Annotated in this window: 23 protein-coding genes; 7 read left to right on the top strand and 16 right to left on the bottom strand. The window is 69.4% G+C overall.

The window, feature by feature from the left end; genetic code table 11:
- Positions 1-148 precede the first annotated feature (148 nt).
- The 6 genes from ACZ4N4_RS34040 to ACZ4N4_RS34015 all read right to left on the bottom strand — a co-directional run bounded on the left by ACZ4N4_RS34040 (position 149) and on the right by ACZ4N4_RS34015 (position 6,713).
- Positions 149-1,864, bottom strand: a complete 1,716-nt coding sequence (locus tag ACZ4N4_RS34040) for a DoxX family protein (RefSeq protein ID WP_467596058.1) — start codon at positions 1,862-1,864, stop codon at positions 149-151.
- A 239-nt stretch (positions 1,865-2,103) separates the two neighbouring features.
- On the bottom strand, positions 2,104-3,045 hold the full coding sequence (gene rlmB, locus ACZ4N4_RS34035; protein WP_453572463.1) for a 23S rRNA (guanosine(2251)-2'-O)-methyltransferase RlmB: 942 nt from the start codon (positions 3,043-3,045) through the stop codon (positions 2,104-2,106).
- 133 nt (positions 3,046-3,178) lie between these two features.
- Positions 3,179-4,576 carry a cysteine--tRNA ligase gene (gene cysS, locus ACZ4N4_RS34030; protein ID WP_453572460.1) on the bottom strand — a complete coding sequence of 466 codons (1,398 nt, stop codon included), beginning with the start codon at positions 4,574-4,576 and terminating at the stop codon, positions 3,179-3,181.
- A gap of 141 nt (positions 4,577-4,717) precedes the next feature.
- Positions 4,718-5,212 carry a 2-C-methyl-D-erythritol 2,4-cyclodiphosphate synthase gene (gene ispF / locus ACZ4N4_RS34025; RefSeq protein ID WP_467596054.1) on the bottom strand — a complete coding sequence of 165 codons (495 nt, stop codon included), beginning with the start codon at positions 5,210-5,212 and terminating at the stop codon, positions 4,718-4,720.
- Complete coding sequence (gene ispD / locus ACZ4N4_RS34020) at positions 5,202-5,966, bottom strand: 2-C-methyl-D-erythritol 4-phosphate cytidylyltransferase (protein ID WP_467596051.1); 765 nt, start codon at positions 5,964-5,966, stop codon at positions 5,202-5,204. The genes ispF and ispD overlap by 11 nt, the downstream gene beginning before the upstream one ends.
- Before the next feature lie 264 nt (positions 5,967-6,230).
- Positions 6,231-6,713, bottom strand: coding sequence for a CarD family transcriptional regulator (locus ACZ4N4_RS34015; protein ID WP_003953493.1), 483 nt, complete (start codon positions 6,711-6,713; stop codon positions 6,231-6,233).
- A 601-nt stretch (positions 6,714-7,314) separates the two neighbouring features.
- On the opposite strand from ACZ4N4_RS34015, the gene ACZ4N4_RS34010 reads away from it, so the two are divergent.
- Positions 7,315-7,986: a copper chaperone PCu(A)C domain-containing protein gene (locus ACZ4N4_RS34010; protein ID WP_453572453.1), complete on the top strand. Its 672-nt coding sequence runs from the start codon at positions 7,315-7,317 to the stop codon at positions 7,984-7,986.
- 91 nt (positions 7,987-8,077) lie between these two features.
- Here ACZ4N4_RS34010 and phoP read toward each other — a convergent pair whose 3' ends face one another.
- Together phoP and phoR are read right to left on the bottom strand one after the other, a co-directional pair.
- Positions 8,078-8,749 (bottom strand): two-component system response regulator PhoP, encoded by a 672-nt coding sequence (gene phoP, locus ACZ4N4_RS34005; protein WP_018568744.1) that lies wholly within the window; start codon positions 8,747-8,749, stop codon positions 8,078-8,080.
- A 5-nt stretch (positions 8,750-8,754) separates the two neighbouring features.
- Positions 8,755-10,011, bottom strand: a complete 1,257-nt coding sequence (gene phoR / locus ACZ4N4_RS34000) for a two-component system sensor histidine kinase PhoR (RefSeq protein WP_450762210.1) — start codon at positions 10,009-10,011, stop codon at positions 8,755-8,757.
- Positions 10,012-10,232: 221 nt separating this feature from the next.
- Here phoR and phoU point away from each other — a divergent pair, with 221 nt between their 5' ends.
- Positions 10,233-10,922: a phosphate signaling complex protein PhoU gene (phoU, locus tag ACZ4N4_RS33995; protein ID WP_450762208.1), complete on the top strand. Its 690-nt coding sequence runs from the start codon at positions 10,233-10,235 to the stop codon at positions 10,920-10,922.
- Between the two features lie 161 nt (positions 10,923-11,083).
- Entirely contained in the window at positions 11,084-11,239 is a 156-nt protein-coding gene (locus ACZ4N4_RS33990) for a hypothetical protein (protein ID WP_450762206.1), read from the top strand.
- A gap of 142 nt (positions 11,240-11,381) precedes the next feature.
- Here the strand turns inward: ACZ4N4_RS33990 and ACZ4N4_RS33985 are convergent, their stop codons facing one another.
- On the bottom strand, positions 11,382-12,347 hold the full coding sequence (locus tag ACZ4N4_RS33985) for an alpha/beta fold hydrolase (RefSeq protein ID WP_467596048.1): 966 nt from the start codon (positions 12,345-12,347) through the stop codon (positions 11,382-11,384).
- A gap of 412 nt (positions 12,348-12,759) precedes the next feature.
- Complete coding sequence (locus ACZ4N4_RS33980; RefSeq protein WP_467596045.1) at positions 12,760-13,308, bottom strand: hypothetical protein; 549 nt, start codon at positions 13,306-13,308, stop codon at positions 12,760-12,762.
- A gap of 221 nt (positions 13,309-13,529) precedes the next feature.
- Here ACZ4N4_RS33980 and ACZ4N4_RS33975 point away from each other — a divergent pair, with 221 nt between their 5' ends.
- Entirely contained in the window at positions 13,530-13,760 is a 231-nt protein-coding gene (locus tag ACZ4N4_RS33975) for a hypothetical protein (protein WP_467596042.1), read from the top strand.
- A 261-nt stretch (positions 13,761-14,021) separates the two neighbouring features.
- Positions 14,022-14,819 (top strand): bestrophin-like domain, encoded by a 798-nt coding sequence (locus ACZ4N4_RS33970; RefSeq protein WP_467596039.1) that lies wholly within the window; start codon positions 14,022-14,024, stop codon positions 14,817-14,819.
- A 627-nt stretch (positions 14,820-15,446) separates the two neighbouring features.
- Here the strand turns inward: ACZ4N4_RS33970 and ACZ4N4_RS33965 are convergent.
- The 3 genes from ACZ4N4_RS33965 to ACZ4N4_RS33955 all read right to left on the bottom strand — a co-directional run bounded on the left by ACZ4N4_RS33965 (position 15,447) and on the right by ACZ4N4_RS33955 (position 18,625).
- Entirely contained in the window at positions 15,447-16,019 is a 573-nt protein-coding gene (locus ACZ4N4_RS33965) for a hypothetical protein (RefSeq protein ID WP_467596036.1), read from the bottom strand.
- Between the two features lie 139 nt (positions 16,020-16,158).
- Positions 16,159-17,367 carry a right-handed parallel beta-helix repeat-containing protein gene (locus tag ACZ4N4_RS33960; protein ID WP_467596033.1) on the bottom strand — a complete coding sequence of 403 codons (1,209 nt, stop codon included), beginning with the start codon at positions 17,365-17,367 and terminating at the stop codon, positions 16,159-16,161.
- Positions 17,368-17,863: 496 nt separating this feature from the next.
- Positions 17,864-18,625, bottom strand: coding sequence for a phosphoglyceromutase (locus tag ACZ4N4_RS33955; protein ID WP_360485924.1), 762 nt, complete (start codon positions 18,623-18,625; stop codon positions 17,864-17,866).
- Between the two features lie 165 nt (positions 18,626-18,790).
- Here ACZ4N4_RS33955 and ACZ4N4_RS33950 point away from each other — a divergent pair, with 165 nt between their 5' ends.
- Complete coding sequence (locus ACZ4N4_RS33950) at positions 18,791-20,131, top strand: MDR family MFS transporter (RefSeq protein ID WP_467596030.1); 1,341 nt, start codon at positions 18,791-18,793, stop codon at positions 20,129-20,131.
- A 107-nt stretch (positions 20,132-20,238) separates the two neighbouring features.
- Here the strand turns inward: ACZ4N4_RS33950 and ACZ4N4_RS33945 are convergent, their stop codons facing one another.
- Positions 20,239-21,408, bottom strand: a complete 1,170-nt coding sequence (locus tag ACZ4N4_RS33945) for a hypothetical protein (RefSeq protein ID WP_467596027.1) — start codon at positions 21,406-21,408, stop codon at positions 20,239-20,241.
- Between the two features lie 246 nt (positions 21,409-21,654).
- Complete coding sequence (locus ACZ4N4_RS33940) at positions 21,655-22,161, bottom strand: DUF2000 family protein (RefSeq protein ID WP_467596024.1); 507 nt, start codon at positions 22,159-22,161, stop codon at positions 21,655-21,657.
- A 49-nt stretch (positions 22,162-22,210) separates the two neighbouring features.
- Here ACZ4N4_RS33940 and ACZ4N4_RS33935 point away from each other — a divergent pair, with 49 nt between their 5' ends.
- Positions 22,211-23,020 (top strand): helix-turn-helix transcriptional regulator, encoded by an 810-nt coding sequence (locus tag ACZ4N4_RS33935; protein WP_467596021.1) that lies wholly within the window; start codon positions 22,211-22,213, stop codon positions 23,018-23,020.
- Here ACZ4N4_RS33935 and ACZ4N4_RS33930 read toward each other — a convergent pair.
- Positions 22,999-24,717 carry a glycosyl hydrolase family 28-related protein gene (locus ACZ4N4_RS33930; protein WP_467596019.1) on the bottom strand — a complete coding sequence of 573 codons (1,719 nt, stop codon included), beginning with the start codon at positions 24,715-24,717 and terminating at the stop codon, positions 22,999-23,001. The genes ACZ4N4_RS33935 and ACZ4N4_RS33930 overlap by 22 nt on opposite strands.
- Between the last annotated feature and the right edge of the window lie 41 nt (positions 24,718-24,758).

Below are 24,758 nucleotides of genomic sequence, written 5' to 3'. Positions count from 1 at the left end.
TTGCGGCTGGTCGCGCCCCGCGGCGCAACCGCACATCGATACGCCCCGCGGCACAGCCGCACATCGATACGGAGCCCCGCGCCCCTGAAGGGCGCGTTGAGGCCCCGCACCCTTGCAGGTGCGGGGCCTCAACGTTCAGTCGGCGGTACTAGCCCAGCAGGCCGCCCACCAGGCCCGGCTGGCCCGAGGACGTCGAGCCGCCGCCGGTGCTGCCCGTGCCGCTGCCCGTGCCGCCCGTCGAGGACGTGCCGCCGGTCGCGGTGCCGCCCGAGGTCGGACCGGCCGTGGTCGGTGCGGGAGCCGTGTGGTGCTGGGGCGGGGCCTGGCCCGTGGTGCCCTGGGTCTGGCTGGGAGTCGTGGTGGTGGCACCGCTCGTGCTGCGGTCGGCGCCCGGGGTGGTCGCCGCATGGGACGGGCTCGCCGTGGCGCCGCCCGAGGGGGCCGTGGAGGCCGACGGGGTCTGCTTGTGGTGCTTGGCCGACTCGCCCGGCAGCGGGGAGCCCGGGAGGTTGTTGCGGGGGGCCTCACCGGGGCCGGGGACCACCACGCGGCTGGAGTCGCGGACCGCGCCGCCCAGCAGGGACCCCACGAGGAGGGTGAGACCGATGGTGACGGCCGTGACCAGGGCGCCCCGGCGGAGCACGAAGGCACGCAGGTCCCAGATGTCGGAGTGCGGGCCCAGGCGTCGCCAGGCGCTGCCCGCGAGGCGGCCGTCGACGGAGTAGACGGGGGCGCCGGCGATGATCAGCGGCGACCAGGCGGCGAGATAGATGATGTCGGGGGCGTCGTACGCCGGGACGGTCTTCCAGCTGACGGTGACGATGAGCGCGGCGGAGAGCAGGGCGCCGACGACCGCGGCCACCCGCTGCCAGCAGCCGAGGACGGTCAGCACGCCGACGATCACCTGGAAGAAGGCGATGACCAGGCCGGAGCCGACCGGGTGCTGAAGGGCGAACTGGCGCAGCGGCTCGGCGACGTCCCAGGGATGCAGCGTGTTGAGCCAGGTGACCATCGAGCCGCGTTTGCCGCCGTCGAAGTAGACGGGGTCGCACAGCTTGCCCATGCCGGCGTAGATGGAGATGAAGCCGAGGAAGATCCGCAGCGGGAGCAGGACCACGCCCAGGTTCATCCGGCGGCCGGGGTAGTAGGCGTGCCGGGACGGGTCGTCGCCGTGCCGCCTGGTCGACGGCGGCTCGTCGAAGTCCTCGAACTCGTCGTCGGCGTAGCCCCGTTCGCCGTAGGCCTGCTCGTCGTAGGCCAGCTCGTCGTAGGCCTGCTCGCCGTAGGCCGGTCCGCCGTAAGCCGGTTCGTCGTAGGTGCTGCCCGCTGTCCGCATGGGCGGCAGCAGCCGGGTCTCGCCCGAGACCGGGGAGCGCGGATGGCCGACCGTCGGGGTCTCGACGGTCTGGTCGAGGTCGGCGTAGCCGCCGCCGACGCGCGGGATGACCTGGGTCGCGCCGGCCGGTTCGACGGGCTCCTCGGCGTACCGGACGCTACCGCCGCGAACGGCCTGGAGCAGCCGGTGGGCTCCGGTGTCGTCCGGCGCGGACTTGCCGCTCCACACGACCGGGCGGCGACGGCCGGGCGCCGCCCCCGCTCTGCCCGCCGTGCCGGCGGCCGGGACGCGCGCGGTGTTCTCGGTGGCGCTCAGGTGCCGTGCGACCCGGGGAGATTGGGTACGCCGTGTCGATACGCCCAACTGCACGCGGAAACTCGCGTGGTTGACGATGACCTGCGCCGGATCGCTCGGCACCTTCACCATGCTCAGCGCGGGAGCGTCGTCGGGCCCGGAAGTGAATCCGGAGCGGAACCCCGGCGAGCGGTCCCCCGTGGGTGTGCGGGGTGTTCTGGTGTCCACACTCATCTAACCGAGTGACGTGGAGTTAGGACACTGCTTTGACCGCCCCGAAGTGTCCGGACCCCGTCAAGGATGCGCAGGACGCCGCAATTACCCCGCACAGGTGAGGTTACGGACGTTTGTTCAACCCCGACGGCACGCCACCGCGTACCGCCGCCGGAACACCCCGCACCGCAGGTCGGCCCCGCCGCCGGAACACCCCGCACCGCAGGTCGCCCCGCCGCCGGAGCACCCCGCACCACGCCTCAGCCGCGTCGCCGGGCCGCCTCGTAGAGGACGATCCCGGCCGCCACACCGGCGTTGAGCGACTCGGCGCCGCCCGGCATCGGGATCCGCACCCGGTAGTCGCAGGTCTCGCCGACCAGCCGGGACAGGCCCTTGCCCTCGCTGCCCACGACGATGACGACGGGGCCGGAGAGCGCCTCCAGGTCGCCGATCGTGTGCTCGCCGTCGGCCGCCAGGCCGACGATCACGATGCCGGCCTTCTTGTAGGCCTCCAGGGCCCGGGTGAGGTTCGTGGCACGGGCCACCGGCGTGCGGGCCGCCGCGCCGGCCGACGTCTTCCAGGCGCCCGCCGTCATACCGGCCGCGCGCCGCTCGGGCACGACCACGCCGTGGCCGCCGAAGGCGGAGACGGAACGGACGACCGCGCCGAGGTTGCGCGGGTCGGTGACCCCGTCCAGGGCGACGATCAGCGGGTCCTCGCCGTCGTCGTACGCGGCCGCCGCCAGGTCCTCGGGGTGCGCGTACTCGTACGGCGGGACCTGGAGGACCAGGCCCTGGTGGTTCAGGCCGTTCGTCATCCGGTCCAGCTCGGGGCGCGGCGCCTCCATGAGGTTGATGCCACCGCGCTCGGCGGCGAGCTGGAGGGCCTCGCGGACGCGCTCGTCGTTGTCGATGAACTGCTGGACGTAGAGGGTGGACGCGGGAACGCCCTCGCGCAGCGCCTCGACGACCGGGTTGCGGCCGACGACCAGCTCCGAGGTGCCCTTGCCGCCCCGGCCGCGCGGCGCGGGACGCCGTACGGTCTGCTTCGTCTTGGCGTTGGCGATGCGGTTCTTCTTGTGTCCCTTGCGCATCTCGGCGGGCGGGGTCGGGCCCTTGCCCTCCAGGCCTCGGCGCCGCTGGCCGCCACTGCCGATCTGCGCGCCCTTCTTGCCGGACATGCGGCGGTTGTTGGCTGCCATGGGTTACCCGTCTCCGTAAGCTTCGTTTCGTACGTACGTCTCATGCGGCGTCGTACTGATGCGGTGTTGTACGTCTTATGCAGTGTGCCGCCCGGGGGGCCGGGCGGCACAGTCGATCTTGATTGACCGGTGGTCAGGACTTGAGGGTCCAGCGGGGGCCCTGGGGGCCGTCCTCGATCGAGAGACCGGACTGGTTGAGCTGGTCACGGATGGCGTCGGCGGTCGCCCAGTCCTTGCGGGCGCGGGCCGACTCACGCTGGTCCAGGACGAGTCGTACGAGACTGTCGACGACCCCGTGCAGGTCTTCGCCCTTCTCGGTCCCGCCGGACCAGTGTGCGTCGAGCGGGTCGAGGCCGAGCACGCCGAGCATGGCGCGGACCTCGGCGAGGCGGGCGACAGCGGCTTCCTTGTCGTCGGCGGCCAGCGCGCTGTTGCCCTGCCGGACGGTGGTGTGCACGACGGCCAGTGCCTGCGGGACGCCCAGGTCGTCGTCCATGGCCTCGGCGAAGGCCGGCGGGACCTCGGACGAGGGCTCGACGGCTCCCCCGGCCAGCTCCACCACGCGCTGCACGAACCCCTCGATCCGGGCGAACGCCGCCTCGGCCTCGCGCAGCGACTCCTCGCTGTACTCGATCATCGAGCGGTAGTGCGGGGTGCCGAGGTAGTAGCGGAGCACGATCGGGCGCCACGCCTTGACCATCTCGGAGACGAGGACCGAGTTCCCGAGGGACTTCGACATCTTCTCGCCGCTCATGGTCACCCAGGCGTTGTGCACCCAGTACTGGGCGAAGTCGTCGCCGTAGGCCTTGGCCTGGGCGATCTCGTTCTCGTGGTGCGGGAAGATCAGGTCGAGGCCGCCGCCGTGGATGTCGAAGGCCTCGCCGAGGTACTTGTGGGCCATCGCCGAGCACTCCAGGTGCCAGCCGGGCCGGCCGCGGCCCCACGGCGTCTCCCAGCTGGGCTCGCCCGGCTTCACGGCCTTCCACAGCGCGAAGTCCCGCTGGTCCCGCTTGCCGGTCTCGCCCTCGCCCTCCGGCTGGCGGAGGTTGTCCAGCTCCTGGTTGGAGAGCTGGAGGTAGTCCGGGTAGGAGCGCACGTCGAAGTAGACGTTGCCGTCGGCCTCGTAAGCGTGCCCGCGCTCGATCAGCCCGCGCATCATCTCGATCATCTCCGGCACGTGCCCGGTCGCGCGGGGCTCGTACGTCGGCGGGAGGCAGCCGAGCGCGGTGTAGCCGTCGTTGAACGCGCGCTCGTTCTCGTAGCCGATCGCCCACCAGGGACGGCCCTGGTCGGCGGACTTGGCGATGATCTTGTCGTCGATGTCCGTGACGTTCCGGATGAACGTCACGGCGTAGCCGCGGTATTCGAACCAGCGGCGCATGATGTCGAAGTTCAGGCCGGAGCGGATATGGCCGATGTGCGGTGCCGCCTGCACGGTGGCACCACAGAGGTAGATCGAGACACAGCCCGGCGCGAGCGGGGCGAAGTCACGGATCTGCCGGGCGTTGGTGTCGTACAGGCGAATGGTCACGGGACCTAGGGTAGTGGGCCGACGGTAGTGCGTGGCGCCGGATGGGTAGCGCCGTTGTCGGGTGCGGGTGCGCGGGGGCTCGTCGCGCCCCGCGGCGGAGCCGCCGAGTAGACACCGCCCCGCGCGCCTTGGTGGGACCGGTCAGCCCTGTTCGACAACCAACGCCGTCGCGACAGCCATAAGGCCCTCTCCCCTGCCCGGAAATCCCAGGCCGTCCGTCGTGGCCCCCGAAACCGAGACCGGAGCTCCCGCCGCGTCCGAAAGGAGCTTCTCCGCCTCGTCGCGGCGCTTGCCGATCTTCGGGCGCGGCCCTACGACCTGTACGGCGATGTTCCCGATCAGGAATCCGGCGTCGCGGACGATCCGTGCCGCCTCGGTCAACAGCGTGACGCCCGACGCGCCCGACCACTCCGGACGCCCCGTGCCGAAGTGCCGACCGAGGTCGCCCAGGCCCGCCGCCGAGAACAGCGCGTTGCACGCGGCGTGCGCGACCACGTCCGCGTCCGAGTGGCCGGCCAGGCCCGGGCCCTCGCCCTCCCACTTCAGGCCGGCGCACCACAGCTCGCGGCCCTCCTCGAAGGCGTGGATGTCGGTGCCGATCCCCACCCGCGGAAGCAGTGGCGGCTCAGAAGCCATCGTTGAGCCTCCTGCGGGCCAGGACCGCCTCCGCGAGGACCAGGTCGAGGGGGCGGGTGACCTTGAAGGCCTCCTCGTGGCCGGGGACGACCACGACCCGTTCGCCGAGCTGTTCCACCATGCTGGCGTCGTCGGTGACGTTGTCGGTGACCGTCTCGTGGGCGCGGACCAGCGTCGCCCGGTCGAAGCCCTGGGGGGTCTGGACCGCGCGCAGACGGGCGCGGTGCGGGGTGGCCACGACCGGCTCGGGGTCGCCCTGGACCGTCGCCGGCTCGACCTCCTTGACCGTGTCGGCCAGCGGCAGGGCGGGGACGACCGCGGGGGCGCCGTCGCGGACCGCCTGGATCACGCCGTCGACCGTGTCGACGGGGACCAGCGGGCGGGCCGCGTCGTGGACGAGGACGATGTCGTAGTCGGGGGGCAGTGCGTCCAGGCCGAGCTTCACGGACTCCTGGCGGGAGTCGCCGCCCGGGACGACGAGGAAGTCGGTGCGGTCGGGCAGCGCGTGCGCGGCGAGGAGCGACTTGACCTCGGGCGCGCCGTCGGACGGGGCCACGACGACGACCAGGGAGACCGCGCGGGAGGCGGCCAGCGCGCGCACCGCGTGGATGAGCATGGGCGTGCCGTTCAGCGCGCGCAGCGCCTTGGGGGCGCCCGGACCGAGCCGTACGCCCCGGCCGGCGGCGGGAATCACGGCCGCGGTACGCAGTTCCGTACGGGGTTCCGTACGCGAAGGACGCGAATCGTCAGACATCGGTTCCTGTCAGGTTTGTGTGCGGGCCTGGCGTGGGTATGGCCTGGGAAGTGCCGGGCGCGACGCCTTGACCGGACCCTTCCGTGACACTGGTCGAGCCAGCAGCCCGGGCCCGGCACGCCTAGTATCGGGGGTTTCCGCCGGGGCGGGGTTCCCAGAGCGCGAGTTCCGGGCACGGACATGCCGCAGCGCCCGGCGACAAGTCTGTCATCGGGCACCACGGCATTCAGTGTGCGGAGTTTCGGTGTGCCGAGCTGGACGGCGTCAGGACGCGAGGACCTCGTCGAGCAGGGCCTCGGCCTTGTCCTCGTTCGTGTTCTCCGCGAGGGCGAGCTCGCTCACCAGGATCTGGCGGGCCTTGGCGAGCATCCGCTTCTCACCGGCGGAGAGTCCGCGCTCACGCTCACGACGCCACAGGTCACGCACGACTTCCGCGACCTTGATGACATCGCCCGAGGCGAGCTTCTCCAGGTTTGCCTTGTAACGACGGGACCAGTTCGTGGGCTCCTCGGCGTACGGCGCGCGCAGCACCTCGAAGACCCGGTCCAACCCGTCCTGACCGACCACATCACGCACGCCGACGAACTCCGCATTGTCCGCTGGCACACGTACCGTCAGGTCACCCTGGGCGACCTTCAGCACCAAGTAGGTCTTGTCCACGCCTTTGATCTGGCGAGTTTCGATAGCCTCGATCAGCGCGGCCCCGTGATGGGGATAGACCACGGTGTCGCCAACCTTGAACGTCATGTGACAGGTACCCCTTCCGTGGCTATCCAGGGTAACACGGAAACCGGCGGTTCTGAATGGCGTTTTCGCAGGTCAGAGCATATCTCGGGGCTTGACAACAGCGACAGGGACGTGCTGCGCAGGCCGTCCGGAAGCAGGTATTCGCAGGTCGGAGCGGCTCTTCGGGCGAGGTGAAACGCGTACGTCACACACCTCCGGACGGCCGCCCAAGTGGCCGAACGTCCCCATATGTCCGCTTCCAAGCGTACGACTTCCGCTACTCCGTTCGGCTGCCGATGTCGGATCGGAGACGTTTCCGGAATTGATCACAGGCGTCCGACCGAACGGTACGTGATCAATTTCCCCGGCGGTCGCGCATTCCTTCACGGAAATTTTGCGCGCGGTGTTGCGAGCGAGTTATGTGAATGCCTGACGAGCGCCCCCCAAAGTGACCGAGGAGTCACTTGTGGAGCCCTGGGGGCGCAGCTGCTCAAGAGAAGCGAGGGGCTTGGGGAGGGTCGGGTGCGGCCACGCGGGAACGGCTCGGTAACCTAAGGCCGCTGACAGACACTTAGGGCGGCTTTATAGGGGCTGCCCGTGCGTTCAAGGAGTAGCCGCCGCCGTGAGCAGCAGCCTTCGACGCGGCGCCCTCGCCGCCTCCGCCATCGCCGTCTCCGTCGCCTCGCTCGCCGCATGCGGTGCCGGCAACAACTCCCAGACGCTGGAGATCAAGCCGGACAACGCCGCGACGAGTGTCGGCGACATCAAGGTCCAGAACGCGACCGTGATCACCCAGCCCGACCTCACCTCGACCGGCCCGGCCGTGGTCACCGCGACCATCTTCAACACCGGCACCGAGCCCGAGACACTGCAGTCGATCGTCGTCGCCGGCACCAACAAGACCGCCGAGCTGCACGCCACCAAGTCCCAGCCGCTGACCATCCCGGGCGGCGGCCGGCTGATCCTGGGCGGCAAGGGCAACGCCTCCGCGGTGCTGGGCAGCAGCCGCGAGGCGGTCAAGGACGGCAACGCGCAGAAGGTCACGTTCACCTTCAGCAGGACGGGTGATGTGAGCCTGCGCGCGTTCGTCGTGCCCGCCGAGAGCTTCTTCACGGGCTGGGGCCCGAGCACGGTCCCGTCGCCCTCGGCCTCCGCGTCCTCGTCCGCCTCCTCCTCGACCTCCGCCTCCCCGGCGGCGGGCGCCACGGCGAGCGAGAGCGCCAAGGGCAAGAACAAGGCGTCCGAGAGCGCCACCCCGAGCGACTCGGCGTCGGAGTCGACGAACGCGGGCTGAGCAGGCGTACGGCCGTACGGCCAACGCGAGAAGGGCGGCCCCCTCGGGGGTACCGCCCTTCTCGCGTTGGTCACAGGACCAGGTCAGCGGTTTACGGCTCGAACTTGTAACCGAGGCCGCGGACCGTCACCAGGTACCTGGGCGCGCCCGGGTCCGGCTCGATCTTGGCGCGCAGGCGCTTCACGTGGACGTCGAGGGTCTTGGTGTCACCGACGTAGTCGGCGCCCCAGACCCGGTCGATGAGCTGCATACGGGTGAGGACGCGGCCCGCGTTGCGCAGCAGCATCTCCAGCAGGTCGAACTCCTTGAGGGGCAGGTCGACCTTGGAGCCGGAGACCGTCACCACGTGGCGGTCGACGTCCATGCGGACCGGACCCGCCTCGAGGGCGGCCGGGGTGACCTCCTCCGGCTCCCCGCGACGGCGCAGGACGGCCCGGATACGGGCGACCAGCTCGCGGGAGGAGAAGGGCTTGGTGACATAGTCGTCGGCTCCTATTTCGAGCCCGACAACCTTGTCGATCTCGCTGTCCTTGGCCGTCACCATGATGACGGGGACGTTGGACCTGCCGCGCAGCTGGCGGCAGACCTCGGTGCCCGGCAGGCCGGGCAGCATCAGGTCGAGGAGGACGAGGTCGGCGCCGTTGCGCTCGAACTCGTCGAGTCCGTCGGGGCCCGTGGCCGCCACTGCGACCTCGAAGCCCTCCTTGCGGAGCATGTACGACAGGGCGTCGGAGAAGGACTCCTCGTCCTCGACGACGAGCACTCGGGTCACGGAAGGACCTCCGGGGCGGGAAGCGGTTCGTACGGGGATGACTCGGTGGTGCCGGCCTCGTCATCGAGGTCGGGGTCGGGGTGCTGCGAGGCGCGGTCACGAGCCGCGCCCGCCTCCGGCAACCTGAGGGTGAACGTGGAGCCCTGACCTTCGGCGCTCCACACCGTGACCTCCCCGCCGTGCGAGGCGACCACGTGTTTGACGATGGCGAGACCGAGACCGGTACCGCCGGTGGCCCGCGAGCGAGCCGGGTCGACGCGGTAGAAGCGCTCGAAGATGCGCTCCTTGTCCTTGTCGGTGATGCCGATGCCCTGGTCGGTCACGGCAAGTTCGATCATGTCGCCGCCGGGCGCGTTGAGCCGGCGGGCGGCTATCCCGACCCGGGTGCGGGCCGGCGAGTAGTTCACGGCGTTCTCGACGAGGTTGCCGAGGGCGGCGGCCAGCTGACCGCGGTTGCCCCAGACGTGCAGGTCGGCGGTGCCGCCGGCGGCCATGGTGATCTGCTTGGTGCCGGCCTGGTGCCGGCACCGGTCGATCGCCTCGGCGACGAGTTCGTCCACCCGGACTGGCTCGGCGTCCTCCAGCGGATCGTCGTTCTGCACTCTCGACAGATCGATGAGCTCCTGGACCAGGTTGGTCAGGCGCGTGGCCTCGATCTGCATACGACCGGCGAAGCGCTGCACCGCCTCCGGATCGTCCGAGGCGTCCATGACGGCCTCGGAGAGGAGGGAGAGTGCGCCGACCGGGGTCTTGAGCTCGTGGCTGACATTCGCCACGAAGTCGCGTCGTACCGCCTCGATCCTACGGGCCTCGGTGAGGTCCTCGACGAGGAGCAGTACGAGCCGGGAGCCGAGGGGCGCCACCCGGGCGGAGACGGCGAGCGCCTCTCCGCGTCCGGTGCCGCGCCGGGGCAGGTCCAGCTCGACCTGGCGTATCTCGCCGTCGCGCCGGGTGTCCCGGGCCATCTGGAGCATCGGTTCGACGGCGAGTTTGCCGCCGCGCACCAGTCCGAGGGCGTACGCCGCCGAGCTCGCCTTCACCACGATGTCGCCCTCGTCGAGGACCACCGCCGAGGAGCGCAGCACGCTCAGTACGGTGTCCACGCCCGGGGGCAGTACGGGGTCGGTGTGCAGAGAAGTCCTGGTCGGTCGCTTCTGGTCGCGTTCGCTCCAGCGGAACGCCAGCATGGCGATGACACCGGTAAGCACCCCGGCGATCGCTGCCGCTGCGGCGACCGCCGCGTTCACGTCCATGCAAACAGGTTAAGCAGGGGGTACGACATCCCCACAGTCCGCGAGGTGTCAGCTCGAACACTCGTCGCCCAGAGTTCACCTTGGAGCCAGTATTGGTTCATTTGCGATGGCAGAAACGGACGCGCGGGGACCAGAACATGGGAGCGTGGGGTTCGGAGCTGGTTTCGGCCACGGGCCCCGGCCTCCGGAGCCCTAGAACACACGTACGAGAGGGAACCCTGATGCGGGACGCGTACCACGAGGAACTCGACTCGATCGGCGACAGCCTGGTCGACATGGCCAGGCTGGTCGGATCGGCGATCGGGCGCGCCACGACGGCGATCCTCGACGCCGACCTCAAGCTGGCCGAAAGTGTCATCGAGGCCGATCAGAAGGTGGACGAACTCCACCACGACCTGGAGGCCCGGGCGATAGCCCTGCTGGCCCGCCAGCAGCCGGTGGCGACCGATCTGCGGATCGTCGTCACCTCGCTGCGGATGTCCGCCGACCTGGAGCGCTCCGGCGACCTGGCGCAGCACGTGGCGAAGCTGGCCCGGCTCCGCTACCCGGGGAACGCCATCCCCCACGACCTGCACGCGACCGTCCTGGAGATGGGGCAGCTCGCGCAGCGCCTGATGGCCAAGGCCGCCGAGGTGATCATCACCAAGGACGTCGACCTGGCCCTGCAGCTGGAGCAGGACGACGACGAGATGGACCTGCTGCACCGCACGATCTTCCAGCACCTGCTGGACGACCGCTGGAAGCACGGCATCGAGACCGCCGTCGACGTGACGCTGCTCGGCCGCTACTACGAGCGGTACGCCGACCACGCGGTCGCCGTCGCCAAGCGCGTCGTCTTCCTGGTCACGGGCGAGCACGCGGACGAGCTGCAGCCGGACATCCAGCCGGTGACGGGTGTCGAGGGGGCGTAACTCCTGAGGGTTCCGCTGACGGCTCCCCTGGCGGGCCGGGGGCTCGCGGCGTGCGGGTCGGGCGTGCGGGCGCCACTGTGCGCCGTTGATGCGCCCAGTGAAACGGGCATGAAATGGGCAGGGCACCACGCCCTGCCTCTAGGGACCTCTAGGAGGGATCCATGGCCGAATCCCCCAGCACCACGCCCGACCCCACGCAGCAGCGCGAGACCGACCAGCCCGTCGAGATCAAGAACCTTCTGGTCATCGGCGCGTGCGGGTGCGGCTCGGGCTGCGGCTGCGGCTGCCAGTCGGGCAGCCCCTGCCAGTGCGGCTGAGCACCCAACCGACGTACGGCCAAGGGCCCCCGACTCCGGTCGGGGGCCCTTCGTGCTGCCGGGGGCCTTCGTGTTGGTGGGCCCGTTCGTGCTGGTGGGCCTTCGTGCTGGTGGTCTGCGACGGCTGGGCGGCCTACCGCCGTCAGGTGGTGGGCAGGCCGGTGAGCCAGTCGACGAGCAGCCGGTTGACGTCGTCGGGCCGTTCCTGCTGGATCCAGTGCCCGCAGCCGTCCAGGAGATGCGAGGAGACCAGGCCGGGGAGGGTGACCGGGTACGCCTCGATGGCCTCGGCCAGCCAGGTCGTGGAGGCGTCCAGGCCGCCGCCCACGAACAGGGAGGGCTGGGTGATCGGGGCACCGTCGTAGGCGGCGAGGTCCTCCCAGTCGCGGTCCATGTTCCGGTACCTGTTGAGCGCCCCGGCGAGTCCGGTGCGCTCGAACTCCCCGGCGTAGACGTCGAGGTCCCGCTCGCCGAGCCATCCGGGCAGCCGGCCGACGGGGAACCGGTCCCTCAGGGTGCCGCCCGCACCGACGAAGTGGGGGTCGGGAGCGGCGGGCCCGGGCATGGTGTCGGCGGAGAAGGCGGCGTAGAACCCCGCGAGCCACCCTCGTACATCGGGCTCGATCTCGGCCTCGGCCCGCCCCGCCTTCTGGAAGTACGAGACGTAGAACTCCTCACCGCCCATGCGCGCGAAGACGTCACTGGGCCGGGGCCCGCCGCGCGGGGCGTACGGCACGCTCAGCAGCCCCACGGCCCGGAAGACGTCGGGCCTGAGCAGTGCGGAGTTCGCGGCGATGGTGGAACCCCAGTCGTGGCCGACGACCACGGCCGACTCCTCGCCGAGCGCACGCACCACGAAGGCGTTGTCCTCGACGAGTTCGGTCATCCGATAGGCGTCCGGCGCGACCGGTTTGCCGGACCGCCCGTACCCCCGCACGTCGATGGCGACGGCCCGGTATCCCGCCGCGGCCAGCACCGGCAGCTGATGCCGCCAGGAGTACCAGCCCTCGGGAAACCCGTGCACGAGCAGTACGAGGGGCCCGGCCCCCTGCTCGACAAGATGAACCCGCCGTCCACCACCGGAGACAACCCGATGCGTGCCCTCCATGATCCCTCCTCGGTCTCGGCCTCGCCGCCTCACCACGGATCATGCGAGCACCGCAACCAGGACCACGAACACATTTGCCGATCCGGCAACCCGGCCAAACCCTCCGCGCCGACACCGCCCCCTCGGCTTCCCGCCCCCACGCTGAAGGACCCGTTGTCAGTCCCCGCGGCTAGGGTCACACCCGCGCGGCCGGCTTCCGGGGGTTCCAGCTCCGTAGGGAATGGTTGCATCCCCGGCCTGTCGGGGGCGGCCCGGAGATCCCGTCCGGGACCCAACCGACGACCGGGCTTCGTCGATGGCCAGAGGGAGACCTGCCAGCGCCGGCCGCGCACCACGTTCCGCACGTTCGAACGGTCCCGGTGTAGCCGACGTACGTGTGGGTCTCCCAGTTGGCCCGGGTGAGAGCACCGGGTCAGGCCGAGTCGATCTGCCAGGCGATCACACCTGTAGCTCCTTTGGCGCCATCGACATCGATGCGTACCGGCAGCTTGTGCGCGGTGATCCGTTGCTGCACCACTGACTGATCGCACGGCACCTCGGCCTTCGACCCGGTGCCCGCCGGTGCAATTGTCACGTGCGCGTTGCCGCTGCCCATGCACACCAGGTTCAGCTTGTATGTCTTGCCCTGGCTCAGGGTGGGCTGTGTGTGGATACCGTCGGTCACGCGCTCCGCGCCGGCCTCAACCATCGTCCCGCCTTGAACGGCGGCAAGGGCTGTCTGGGCCTCGTCGGTGAGCTTCTTCTCCTGTGCCTTGGCGCCGGCCTGAGACGCGCTCACCGTGGGCGTTGACGACCGGGGGGTGGCGGCCCCGTCGGCAGCGCTTTCGGAGGTGCACGAGGTGAGCAGCAACGCCGACGCTGCCACAGCGCATCCGGCGAACCAGGCCCGCGGTGTCGTTCCACCAACCCGAAGCAGTGCTGCGGCAGCGCTGGTCCATGCGCGCCGTGAGCTGATGCCCATGTGACACCTTTGTTTGGTTAGCCGCCCCCGTGGCGATCGGGCATGAGAACACTATGCGCAGGGCATGCCCGCGACAATCGGAAGATCGTGGTTCTGAGGCCGACTTGGGGCTCCGACGCGCCCCTCCGGTGTTCTCGGTGGGGAACGTTGGCTGCCGGCCTCGTCGCGGGTGCGCGAGCTCCCTTCATGAGCAGCGCATCACCCAGGCGCTCTGGGATCTGGTGGAACCCACCCCCACCAAGGTCAGGGCGATCCTTAACGACCTCGGCTATGTCGACGAGCGCATCCACGACCTCAAGCAGTCCGGTGCGACCACGCGGTTCTTCCTTGACCTGCGTGACCAGGGTGGACGGCTGTGCCTGGAGGGCTCGGCAGCCGGTGAGAAGACCGTCGTCGACACGTGTGTGGCCCCCGCGACCGGCCCGTTCACGGCAGGAGAGCGGAAACAGTGACCGTCAGCTTGGAGTTGTCGGTGTACATCGCCGCGGCCCCGAACTGCGTACCGACCTTCAGCGAACGCGTACACAAACTGAGCCTTATTCGGCTGTTTGACAAACGAAAAGGGATGCCGTGCCGGGCGTCGCGAGGGTCAAAGGTCTTCGACCTGTGATCATGGAGCGTTCATTGAGAGTGATCGACGAGGAGCTTCAGGTCGCGGGGCCCGATGTGCCGCCGCCGTGGGGCGCTCGCGGGAACGCGCTGTAGGTGATGTGGTGAACTGGTTGACCTCGCTGCCGGCGGTGGTGCTGGTTGTGGGCGGTCTCCTACTTGCCTTGCTGGTTGCGGCAGTGGCGCGGGTCGGCGTCCGGGCGCTCGTACCGGTCGGTGAACGGGATCGGGTGCCGCAGATCGCGACGCCCCTGATGCCGACGCTCGGCGCTGCCTTCGCGATCTTCGCGGCACTCTCACTGGCCAGCGAGGCCGGCTACCTGCGGGCAGCCGAGGGGTTGGTCAGCGACGAGGCGGCCGCGACCTCCCGCCTCGCATGGGCGGCGACAAGTCCGCACGTCCAGTCGGAGCCGATCCATGCGGCACTGCTGGACTACTTGCAGACCACGCGTGCCAGGGAGTGGAAGGGTGCAGAAGCGGCGTCCGGTGACGACCCGGCCACCGCTCGCGCGATCGCGCGGCTGGAGCGCAGTGTGCGCACCGAGGCGGCCCGGCCCGAGGTGGGAACCCCGACAGGGACGGAGTTGGTGGCTTCCCTGGACGGTGTCACCAGTAGTCGTCGCGCCCGCGTTGCGGCCGCCTCGCGCGAAGTTCCCGTGCTCTACATCGTCACGCTTGTGGTCAGCGGACTGGCCTTGATCGTGAACTCCGGCGCACTGGTCTTCCGCAGCAGTCTGCGAACGTCGCTGCTCATCGTAGGGGTTGCGAGTGTGGTCGGCCTGAGCCTGGCGCTGCTCTTCGCACTCAGCGCGCCCTGGAGCGGACCGTTCATCGTCAGTGGGCATCCGCTCGACGCCATCATCGGGGACCTGAAATCCGGCTTCTTCGACGGCGTGCCGTAGACGGCGGCCGCGATCAGTGCGCTGCCACCTGATCACCGGCTGCCGTGCCTACGGCCGTCCAATCGATCAATACCCTGGCCTGCCGTCGAGCTGTCGGCAGCTGTCGACTGGCAACGCAGGTTCCTGCCCTGATTCTCGGCGGCGTGCCCCGGGAAGACGCGGCGGCAGCCGTCCTGGCGCTCCGCGATGTGGGACCCAGGCAGAGACGAGAGAACACCCGGAGCCGGAGTTTCCTCAGGCACTGAACGCGGCCCGATCAACCGGCTGACGGCCCCAGCACACGATCAAGGCCCCTTCCAGCGGAGAAACCGCAGGCAGGGGCCTTGATCGTGCCGCGTTACTTCTTCTTGCCCTGGGTCTGGGGGGCCCGTTTTTCGGCCCTGGTCAGAGGGGTCCACACCTCAACTGACCTGCGGTCGGGCGGTCGTTGTTGGTCGTTGTTGGTCGTCGTCGGTCGACCTCGGAGGGCCCAGCGAGGGCCCGGCGGCGTCACCCGGACCTCACTCACGAAGAGGAGCAGTCGCCGCTTAGTACTCCACTCGCGGTTGTAGCAGGCACGTTCGCCGTCGGCTCGGGAGCAGCCGCCCACGGACACAACATCTGATCACGAGTCGCCACTGGTTGCGGTCAGCCTTTCCCGCCCCCCAGAGGGAGACCGACGGCGCCAGCGAACTCGTGCGAGAAGACGGCCATTACGTCGTCGGTAGCGAGGTAGAAACGCCCGTCTGGTGGCCACGCTGCCGGCCGACCTACGACAAGCCACGCTGTGGCAGCAGGCGCACGAAGCTCGACAGCGACCGGCATTCGGAGTTCACCGTCACCCTCGGACCAGAGGATGTCGGCACCCAGGAGCGAAACCCCGACGAGCCCTGACCAAGAAGGATGGTCAGTTACAACCACGGCTGGCGTCCCTCCGGGCTGTCCGATCATGGCCAATCGGGTGGACATCGGCTCTCGGAAGATCTCCAAGCCGTAGTGCCCGAAACTGTGGCCCCACACTGCCGAGTATCGAGTGCCGTTCTCGGCGACGAGGCCGACGCCCATCGTGGGCTGGTGCCACACGCCGAAGTCCCACTCCTCGGCCTCGATGCCATCGTCACCGCAGCTCAGCGGGTAGTAGGTGACTTCGACCAGGCGCGTCCCACGCAGACTTTCGACAGTTCTCTCATATTCATCCTCGGTGAGCTCGGCCGACAGCATCGCACCATTGTCGTGGTCCCGGCACTGACGTCGGCTCCGGACGGCGAAAGGCCCCCAGAATCCGCCGTGATCGGCTGGGGGCCTTTTTCTGGTAGGCGCGGACGGTTTCGAACCGGCGACATCCGCCTTGTAAGTTCGATCAGCGGCAGATGTCGGGAGGGGCCGCGTTCGGGCCAATGTTACGAATCCAGGTGTTGGCCGTGCCGTCGGTGCCGGCGCCACTGGTGGCGTCGCGGCAGTCGAGCATGCCGCTGCGGCGGGCGATGTTGGAGTCGATGGTGTTGCCCCCGTTGCCGCCGGCATCGATGCGGATGCCGTCGCCCGCGTTGTCGCTGGCGACGTTCCGGGAGATGACGGAGTTCCCGAGCGAGTTCGCTGCCACGCTGATGCCGTGGCCGACGGTGCTTGATTTGGAATTTCTGATGATGTTGCTGGTGATGGTGACGTTGGTGTTGGGCGAAAGGCCAAAGGCGTTGGCCCGCACGCCTAGGAAGCCCCTCTCAATGGTGTTGGAGGTGATCCTCAAATTCGTATTGCTGTCGCCGAAGAAGATCCCGGGGGCGCCAAAGTTGTCCTGGATGAGGTTATTCCCTACGGAGACGTTGCTGGACTTGAAGATGAACGCAAAGGCTCTATCCTTCAAGGAGGTGTTTCTATTTACTCTGACATTGTCGACTCCTCCGGGTGCCAGTGCGTCCAGAAGGACACCAGAGTTCTCGTTACCGGAAAATGTGTTGTTTTCGATGTCCGCGTTCTTCAGGCCCGCGTCCGAGTAGACTCCATTGCCGCTTGCAGAGCCGGGTTCATTGTTCTGGCGGATACAGTTCTGTTCAACCTCGGAGAGGTTTGTTCCGCTGGAGTTGAAATAGACTCCGAATACGTTGTCCTGGATTACGTTCTGCCGTACTTGGTAGCCTGAGTGTGCCGCACTCGTGACAATGCCATAACTGGACGTATTGTTCTGAACGGTGAAGCGGGAGAACCTGATGCCGTTCTCCATCAAGCGGACACTGCCCGAACCATCCGCCGACTGAATGATCGCCTGCCTAGACGGATTCGGAGCTCCGGCCTGGCGGCACACTGTCCCACTGGGGGCGGCGGCCGGTCCGACCAACCGCAAATTCGCCTTGTTCACGGTGACAACCTCGTTGTATGTTCCGGCGCAGACCCTGATCTCATCTCCCGGCGAGGCCGCAGTAATCGCTGCCTGGATCGTGGTGAAAGGTGCACCCGGGCATTGCGCTCCGTTGTCATCCACAACGAGTACGGCCTGAGCTGCCTGGCTGGGCACTGCCGGGAACGCTGTAGCCACTGCGACGCACGCCGCGACAAGAATCGTCTTCTTCATGGTCTTCTCCTTGACTCTCGATGCAGACCGCATCCGGTCGCGCGGCAGTACAAGCGGCTAGGTGGCACATAACCTGGCAGCCGGACTTGATGGAACGAGCTGGAATTTTCCGGACTCCATCAGTTACGTAAACCGAACGAAGCGCGGGCAAGCACTCGCTGATTGAGAAGCTAGGTTGATTACAGTGGGTGCGCAAGCGGTAGCACTCCGTACGCAGCACTGAGCGTGCGACGCCACCGACCCGCCGGGCGGGCAAGCCTGTGCCTCTGCTCGGAACGTTGTCGAACGGCGCCGTCAACGGCCGTGGAAGGTGCGCCAATTCGGCCTCATCCCGGATGCCGGGAAAGACGGCAAGTACGTGGCGGCCCGCGAGCACGGAATGCACGCGCTGAGGCACTTCTACGCCTCGGTGCTGCTGGACGCCGTAGTGGGCCCAGGCCGTGAGAATGCCCCCGTACCGCGCCGTATGCGCAGGTCGGGGGCATGATCACGGAACCTACTTCTTCTTGCCCTGGTTCTTCACTGCCTCGATCGCTGCTGCCGCTGCCTCCGGGTCGAGGTAGCGGCCGCCCGGAGTGAGGGGCTTGAAGTCCGTGTCGAGGTCGTAGAAGAGGGGGATGCCCGTCGGGATGTTCAGGGACGCGATGTCGGCGTCCGAGATGCCGTCGAGGTGCTTGACCAGTGCGCGCAGGCTGTTGCCGTGGGCGGCGACCAGGACCGTGCGGCCGGTCAGGAGGTCGGGGACGATGCCGTCGAACCAGTACGGGAGCATGCGGACGACGACGTCCTTCAGGCACTCCGTCTGCGGGCGCAGCTCCGGCGGCAGCGTGGCGTAGCGCGGGTCGTCGAACTGGGAGTACTCGGCGTCGCGGTCCAGCGGCGGGGGCGGGGTGTCGTACGAGCGGCGCCAGAGCATGAACTGCTCCTCGCCGAACTCCGCGAGGGTCTGCGCCTTGTCCTTGCCCTGGAGGGCGCCGTAGTGGCGCTCGTTCAGGCGCCAGCTGCGGTGGACCGGGATCCAGTGGCGGTCGGCCGCTTCGAGGGCGAGCTGTGCCGTGCGGATCGCCCGCTTCTGGAGCGAGGTGTGGACCACGTCCGGGAGAAGGTCGGCGTCCTTCAGGAGTTCACCGCCGCGGACTGCCTCCTTCTCGCCCTTCTCGTTGAGGTTGACGTCCACCCAGCCGGTGAACAGGTTCTTCGCGTTCCACTCGCTCTCGCCATGGCGGAGGAGGATCAGCTTGTACGGTGCGTCGGCCATGGGTCAGAGCGTAATCCACGTGTTCGGGGCGGAGCGCCGCCGCCCGGAGGCCGTCCCAGACGTCGGACAGTTGACTGCTTTTGTTAATTGAGTGGCTCAGTTGAGCGGGTCAAAAGTAAGGTCCGTTCATCACAAGCAGCACTTACGCCTTGCCCTGGGGGAGCCATGCCGTCCGTCGCCGTGCGACGCGCTGTCCGGGAGACCGTCTCCGGTCTGCCCCGTGAGTTCTGGTGGCTGTGGACCAGCACCCTCGTCAACCGGCTGGGCGCCTTCGTCGCCACCTTCATGGCGCTGTACCTGACGCTGGACCGGGGGTACAGCGCCTCCTACGCCGGGCTTGTCGCCTCCCTGCACGGGCTGGGCGGGGTCGCCTCCGCCCTCGGCGGCGGGGTGATGGCCGACCGGCTGGGGCGGCGGCCGACCATGCTTCTCGCCCAGGGCTCCACCGCGGGGGCCGTCGCGCTGCTCGGGTTCGTGCACGATCCCGTCGCCATCGCCGGCGTCGCCTTCCTCGTCGGCATGGCCTCCAACGCCTCCCGGCCTGCCGTGCAGGCGATGATGGCCGACATCGTGCGGCCGCAGGACCGGGTGCGGGCGTTCTCGCTGAACTACTGGGCCATCAATCTCGGGTTCGCCGTGTCGTCCATGGGGGCCGGGTTCATCGCCGAGTTCAGCTACCGCGCCGGGTTCCTGATCGAGGCCGGGATGACCGCCGTCTGTGCCGTCCTCGTCTTCGCCAAGGTGCCCGAGTCGCGGCCGGAGCGCACCGCCAAGGGGGGCGGCACCAAGGACGGCGCGGTCAGCCTCGGGACCGTGGTGCGTGACGGGCGGTACATGGCCGTCGTCGGGCTGTCCTTCCTCGTCGCCCTGATCTTCCAGCAGGGGTCCGTCGGGCTGCCGGTGGCGATGGGCGAGGCCGGGTTCTCGCCCGCCGACTACGGCATGGCCATCGCCGTCAACGGCGTGCTGATCGTCGTACTCCAGATTCCCGTCACGCGGGTGATCGAGCACCGTGATCCGCGGTCGCTGCTCGTCGTCTCGTCCCTCCTGGCGGGGTACGGGTTCGGACTCACCGCATTCGCCGGGTCCGTCGGGGTCTTCGCGCTCACCGTGTGCGTGTGGACGCTCGCCGAGATCGTCAACGCCCCGACCCAGACGGGGCTGGTGGTGCGGCTCTCGCCGGTGCACGGACGGGGGCGCTATCAGGGCATGTACACGCTGTCCTGGTCGGCCGCCGCGCTCATCGCGCCGCTGATGTCCGGTGTCGTCATCGACCGGTTCGGGGCGCGGTGGCTGTGGGGCGTGTGCGCGGTGGTGGGGACTGCGGCGGCGTTCGGGTACGGCGTCCTCATGCGGCGACTGCCGGAAGAGCGCGGGCCGGAAGAGCGCACCCCGGTCACGAAGGACGCGATCACAGGGGCGGACGCCGCCGCGGATGCCGACGCGGGTGCCGACGCGGTCGACGCCGAGATCGAGGCCGAGATCGAGGCCGAGGCGCGCGCCTGACCGGCACGCGCCCTGTCCTCGCCCCGACCAACGAGACCCGACCCACGAGGCCCGACCGACGAGGCCCAGCCCACGAGACCCGACCCACGAGACCCGCCCCGGCCGCCTCAGTTCGTGCAGCCCGTCACCACGACGGGGCTCCCCGCGCAGTTGGTCGGGATGTTGTGGGTGATGTCCGAGGCGACGACCGTGAACTGGTCGGTCGTGTAGACGCCGCCGGGGGCCACCGTGGAGGCGTTGTTGCGGACGTGGGTGTGGTCGAGGGTGACCGAGCCGAGGTCGTTGTAGATGCCGCCGCCCTGGGAACTGCCGGGGCCGTTCGCGCTGTTGCGGAGGACCTCGCTGCCCTTCAGGACGAGCACGGCGCCACTCGTGGCGTTGTAGATGCCGCCCCCGGCTCCCATCGTGCCTCCGACGACGTTGCCGCTGACCTCGGTCGTCTCCAGCCTCAGCTTCGACAGGTTCCGGATCCCGCCACCCGCGGTACCGGCGGTCGTGTTGTTCGCGATCTTGCTTTCGCTGAACTCCAGCGACGCGGTGCCGCTGTTGGCGACGCCGCCACCGCTGCTGGCCGACGTGTTGCGCCTGACGAGGCTCGCGTGCACGAAGGCGTTGCCGGCGTCCAGGTAGAGAGCACCGCCGAGGGTCCGGGCGTGATTGCGGCTGAGCTCGGAGTCGTCCACGCTCAGCGTTCCCCGGCTGTACAACCCGGCACCGTTAACGGCGTTGTTGAACGCGAGCCAGCCACGCCGTACGACCGCCGTGGCACCCGCCGACACCGCCACCCCTCCACCGCTGCTCGAGGAGGTGTTGTCGATCACGTCGACACCGACCAGCGTGAGCCTGCCGCCGGAGTCGACCAGAATGCCCCCGCCGTTGGTGCTGGTGTTCCCGCCGCGGACGGCGAGGTCCTCCAGACGGAGGTTGCCGCCGGAGGTGACACGGAAGATCCGGAACAAGGCGGTCCCGACTCCGTCGCGGACGATCGTCGCACCGTTGCCCCGGATCGTGAGGCGCTGGCCGATGGGTGGCAGACCCTCACCGCTGCCGTCAAAGACAGAGGTCAGATGGTAGGTGCAGTCACGGGAGAGGGAGAGCGTCTCGCCCGGTGACGCCGCACTGATGGCAGTGGTCAGTGCCGTCGCGCTACAGGGAACCTGGGTGCCGTCGTCCTGGCCCACGGCGGTCGCCGGTCCGCCCGTCACGCCCGTCACACTCGTGACGACCGCCGCCGCCACCGCCACCGCCACCATGCTGCTGAATCTGATGAGTCGCATGACAGTCAGATGCGTCGTTCGCCAGGGGATGGGGCGAGTGTGATGACCAGATCACCCGGTCACGCCGCGTGATTCCTCCGACCGGCCCAGTCCCCCGGTTCACGGGACATCCGGTCTTCACGGATACATCCGGCCTCACGGATACATCCGGCCTCACGGGTATATGCGGCCCCTTTACGCATACATCCGCCCTCACGCATACATCCGCCCTAACGGATGCATCCGCCCTAACGGATGCATCCGCCCTCACGGATGCATCCGCGCCCCCTTCAGTACCTTGTCCACCCCGTTCCGCGGCCCGTACACCGCGAGTCCCACCAGGTCCAGCTCCGCCGTCGGCACCGCCCGGACCGCCGCGCGGTTGTCGCGGTCGTTGCCGGTGGCGAACAGGTCCGCGGTGAACACGGCCCGGGGCAGGGCCCGGCTCAGCGCCCGCTCGTGCGCCGCCGTCACCGTCTCCTTCGTGCCCTCGAAGACCAGTACCGGCTGCCGGAACATCGGCAGGTACGCCACCCCGTCGGCGTCCTCGTACGGCTCCCCGATCACCTCGGGGACCGTCGCGCCCAGGCCGCTGACCAGGAACGCGGTGACATTGAGGCGCTGCCACGGCTCCAGGTCCTCCCGCAGCAGGACAGCGATCTTGGTGTCGAAACGAACGTCGGAACGAACGTCTGAACGAACGTCGGAATGGACGTCGGGACGGACCGCGGCAGGGACATCGGAACGGACGGGCGCGATGGGTTCAGTGCTCATGCAATGAGACTGCCGATCGTCGTACGGCGTCGTCTTGTACGTTCTTTGCATGGCCGCCCGGCAGCACCTCACGGAGGAAGTCACCGCCTGGCGCCCCCGTGTCCCGGGCGTCACCGAGGTCTTCCACGCGCACTTCACCGAGTACGCGTATCCGATGCACGTCCATGACGCCTGGACGCTGCTCATCGTGGACGACGGCGCCGTACGGTACGACCTCGAACGGCATGAGCACGGCACCCCGGACGACACGGTCTCGCTGCTCCCCCCGCACGTGCCGCACAACGGCTCCCCGGCCACCGCGGACGGCTTCCGCAAGCGCGTGGTCTACCTGGACGGCACCCTCCTCGGGGACGAGCTCATCGGCGCCGCGGTCGACCAACCCGACCTGCGCGACCCGCTGCTGCGGCGGCGGGTCGGCCGGCTGCACGCCTCCCTCGCCCGCCCCGGTGACGAGCTGGAGGCCGAGAGCCGGCTCACCCTGATCGGCGAGCGGCTGCGCGACCTGCTCCGCCCCGGGCTCACGGCAGCACCCAGACCCGCCGACCCGGCCCTCGCGGGCACCCTGCGCGAGCTCCTCGACGAGCGGGTCGGCGAGGGTCTCGCCCTGAACGAGGCCGCACGGCTGCTGCACGCCCATCCGGCCCACCTGGTCCGGGCGTTCAGCAGTGCGTACGGCATCGCCCCGCACCAGTACCTGATGTCCCGCCGGGTCGGCCGCGCCCGCCGGCTGCTGCTCGAGGGCGTCCCGCCCGGCGAGACGGCCACCGCCACCGGCTTCTACGACCAGGCCCATCTCACCCGGCACTTCAAGAAGCTGGTGGGGGTGACCCCGGGGCGCTACCGGGACAGCGCGCGCTGAGCCTCGTACAGGTTCCGCGGCCGCACCGCGTCCCAGGTGCCGTACAGCTCAAGGCGCGCGTGCAGGTCCCCGGTGAAGTCCGGTACGTCGATCTGGTCGAAGTCGGTCACCTCGTTGAGGCCGACCGTGGCGGACCAGGGGGCGAGGCCGTCGAGGCGCATCAGGCCCGCGCGGCCGTTGGTCACGCGCACGTTCCAGTGGGTGAACCGTGCCCCGAACAGCGGCCCCGCGTTGGCGTCGCCGCCGTGCCGGCCGTTGTTGTCCACCGTGATGTCGGTGCGGACGTTGGCGAAGGGCAGACCGCGGTGGGAGTCGAAGGTGCCCATCTGCATCTCGCCGCGCGACCACACGTTGTACGACGACAGGCCCTCGACGTTGATGCCGTGGAGCTGGGTGTCGGAGGGGGCCGGGACCGTGCGCTGTTCGACCGTGAAGTCCTCGACGAGGTTGTCGTGCGAGCCCTCGCGGCAGAAGTAGGGATGGTGTTCGCCCCGGCCGCCGACCCGGGTGCGGCGCAGGGTGCAGGCGGAGGCGGCGACCAGACCGAAGCCGTTGTCGACGTTGCGGACCGTGACGTCGTCCACCCAGCAGTCGTAGGCGCACTGCAGGACGACCCCGTTGTAGCCCTTGTCGAGGAGGTGCGTGGACTGCGGGGTCTCGATCACGTCCAGGGTGAGCCCCTCCACCCCGGAGCCGGTCAGCTCACCTACATGGGTGGTGAGTTGGGGGTTCCACTCGGGCCGGAGGTCCAGCGGCAGGGGGCGCTCCAGCGTCACCCGGTGTCCGCGCACGGCCGCGACGCGGACGGGCCATTCATAGGGGACGTACGACAGCAGCTTGGTCTTGTCCTCCCAGTAGTACGCGGCCGGGCCGGGGCCGCCGCCCGACATGTGCTGGAGGAGGGTGTGGGCGGCGTCGTCGGAGACGCGCAGCAGGACCAGGAGGCCGGGGCGCAGCCGGGACGGGTCGGCGACGGTGACCGTCCACTCGCCCCGGCGGGCGGGGGCGAGAGGGGTCAGCTCCTCCCACTCGTCCCGCTTGTTGCCGGTCCAGCCCTCGAACGGCCAGTCCTGCGCCTTGATCGCGGCGGTCAGGGAGTCCCAACGGGCCTTGGGCGCCAGCCAGATCAGGCCGCCCGCCCAGGACCACGCCGACTTCGTGCCGCCGTAGCGGGAGCCGTACGGGCCGATCAGCTCGGTGAGGTTCTTCGTCGCGTACAGCGTCGTACGGCCGCTGCCGGCGCCGCGCAGCACCACGTGGTCGTAGGCGAGGTGGATCAGGCCGTCGATGCGGAAGGTGCCGGGCGGGATGGTGACCGTGCCACCGCCGGCCCTGGCGGCAGCGGCGATGGCACGGTTGATCGCGGGGGCGCAGTCGGTGACGCCGTCGGCCACCGCGCCGTACGCGCGGACGTCGGCCACCACCGGAAGGCGGCGGATCCGTGCCGCTCCGGCCCTGCCGACGTACGGGATCTGCGGGTGGGTGAACGGGGTGCGGGTGAACTCCCGCCAGATGGAGGGGACTTCACCGCCGGCTGCCCCTGCCGCGGAGGCGGTCGGGTCCGCTGCCCGGGCGGTGGCGGCCGCCGCCTGGACGGAGGTGCCCGCCACGGCGGTCGCGGCGACCGCCGTGGCGCCGGCGAGGAGGCTCCGTCTCGTCATGCCGTGGTGTGCGCTGTTGGTTCCGGCGGTGCTCATTCCGTACGTCCTTCCCATGGCGACTTTCCTGCCGGCTTTCC

It is taken from the genome of Streptomyces sp. NPDC026538 (genome assembly GCF_055567535.1).
The sequence above is the reverse complement of the archived record's forward strand: the minus strand, read 5'-3'. Positions and strand labels throughout refer to the sequence as shown.

Coding starts and splice junctions, on each gene's coding strand:
- ispD (WP_467596051.1), bottom strand. CDS start 5,966: ATGTCTGACGATTCGCGTCCTTCGCGTACGGAACCCCGTACGGAACTG.
- ACZ4N4_RS33965 (WP_467596036.1), bottom strand. CDS start 16,019: ATGCTGTCGGCCGAGCTCACCGAGGATGAATATGAGAGAACTGTCGAA.
- ACZ4N4_RS33985 (WP_467596048.1), bottom strand. CDS start 12,347: ATGGAGGGCACGCATCGGGTTGTCTCCGGTGGTGGACGGCGGGTTCAT.
- ACZ4N4_RS33930 (WP_467596019.1), bottom strand. CDS start 24,717: ATGAGCACCGCCGGAACCAACAGCGCACACCACGGCATGACGAGACGG.
- ACZ4N4_RS33945 (WP_467596027.1), bottom strand. CDS start 21,408: ATGCGACTCATCAGATTCAGCAGCATGGTGGCGGTGGCGGTGGCGGCG.
- phoU (WP_450762208.1), top strand. CDS start 10,233: ATGCGGGACGCGTACCACGAGGAACTCGACTCGATCGGCGACAGCCTG.
- ACZ4N4_RS34040 (WP_467596058.1), bottom strand. CDS start 1,864: ATGAGTGTGGACACCAGAACACCCCGCACACCCACGGGGGACCGCTCG.
- ACZ4N4_RS33990 (WP_450762206.1), top strand. CDS start 11,084: ATGGCCGAATCCCCCAGCACCACGCCCGACCCCACGCAGCAGCGCGAG.
- phoR (WP_450762210.1), bottom strand. CDS start 10,011: ATGGACGTGAACGCGGCGGTCGCCGCAGCGGCAGCGATCGCCGGGGTG.
- rlmB (WP_453572463.1), bottom strand. CDS start 3,045: ATGGCAGCCAACAACCGCCGCATGTCCGGCAAGAAGGGCGCGCAGATC.
- ACZ4N4_RS34015 (WP_003953493.1), bottom strand. CDS start 6,713: ATGACGTTCAAGGTTGGCGACACCGTGGTCTATCCCCATCACGGGGCC.
- ACZ4N4_RS33980 (WP_467596045.1), bottom strand. CDS start 13,308: ATGGGCATCAGCTCACGGCGCGCATGGACCAGCGCTGCCGCAGCACTG.
- ACZ4N4_RS33935 (WP_467596021.1), top strand. CDS start 22,211: ATGGCCGCCCGGCAGCACCTCACGGAGGAAGTCACCGCCTGGCGCCCC.
- ACZ4N4_RS33960 (WP_467596033.1), bottom strand. CDS start 17,367: ATGAAGAAGACGATTCTTGTCGCGGCGTGCGTCGCAGTGGCTACAGCG.
- ispF (WP_467596054.1), bottom strand. CDS start 5,212: ATGGCTTCTGAGCCGCCACTGCTTCCGCGGGTGGGGATCGGCACCGAC.
- ACZ4N4_RS33940 (WP_467596024.1), bottom strand. CDS start 22,161: ATGAGCACTGAACCCATCGCGCCCGTCCGTTCCGATGTCCCTGCCGCG.
- ACZ4N4_RS33950 (WP_467596030.1), top strand. CDS start 18,791: ATGCCGTCCGTCGCCGTGCGACGCGCTGTCCGGGAGACCGTCTCCGGT.
- ACZ4N4_RS33955 (WP_360485924.1), bottom strand. CDS start 18,625: ATGGCCGACGCACCGTACAAGCTGATCCTCCTCCGCCATGGCGAGAGC.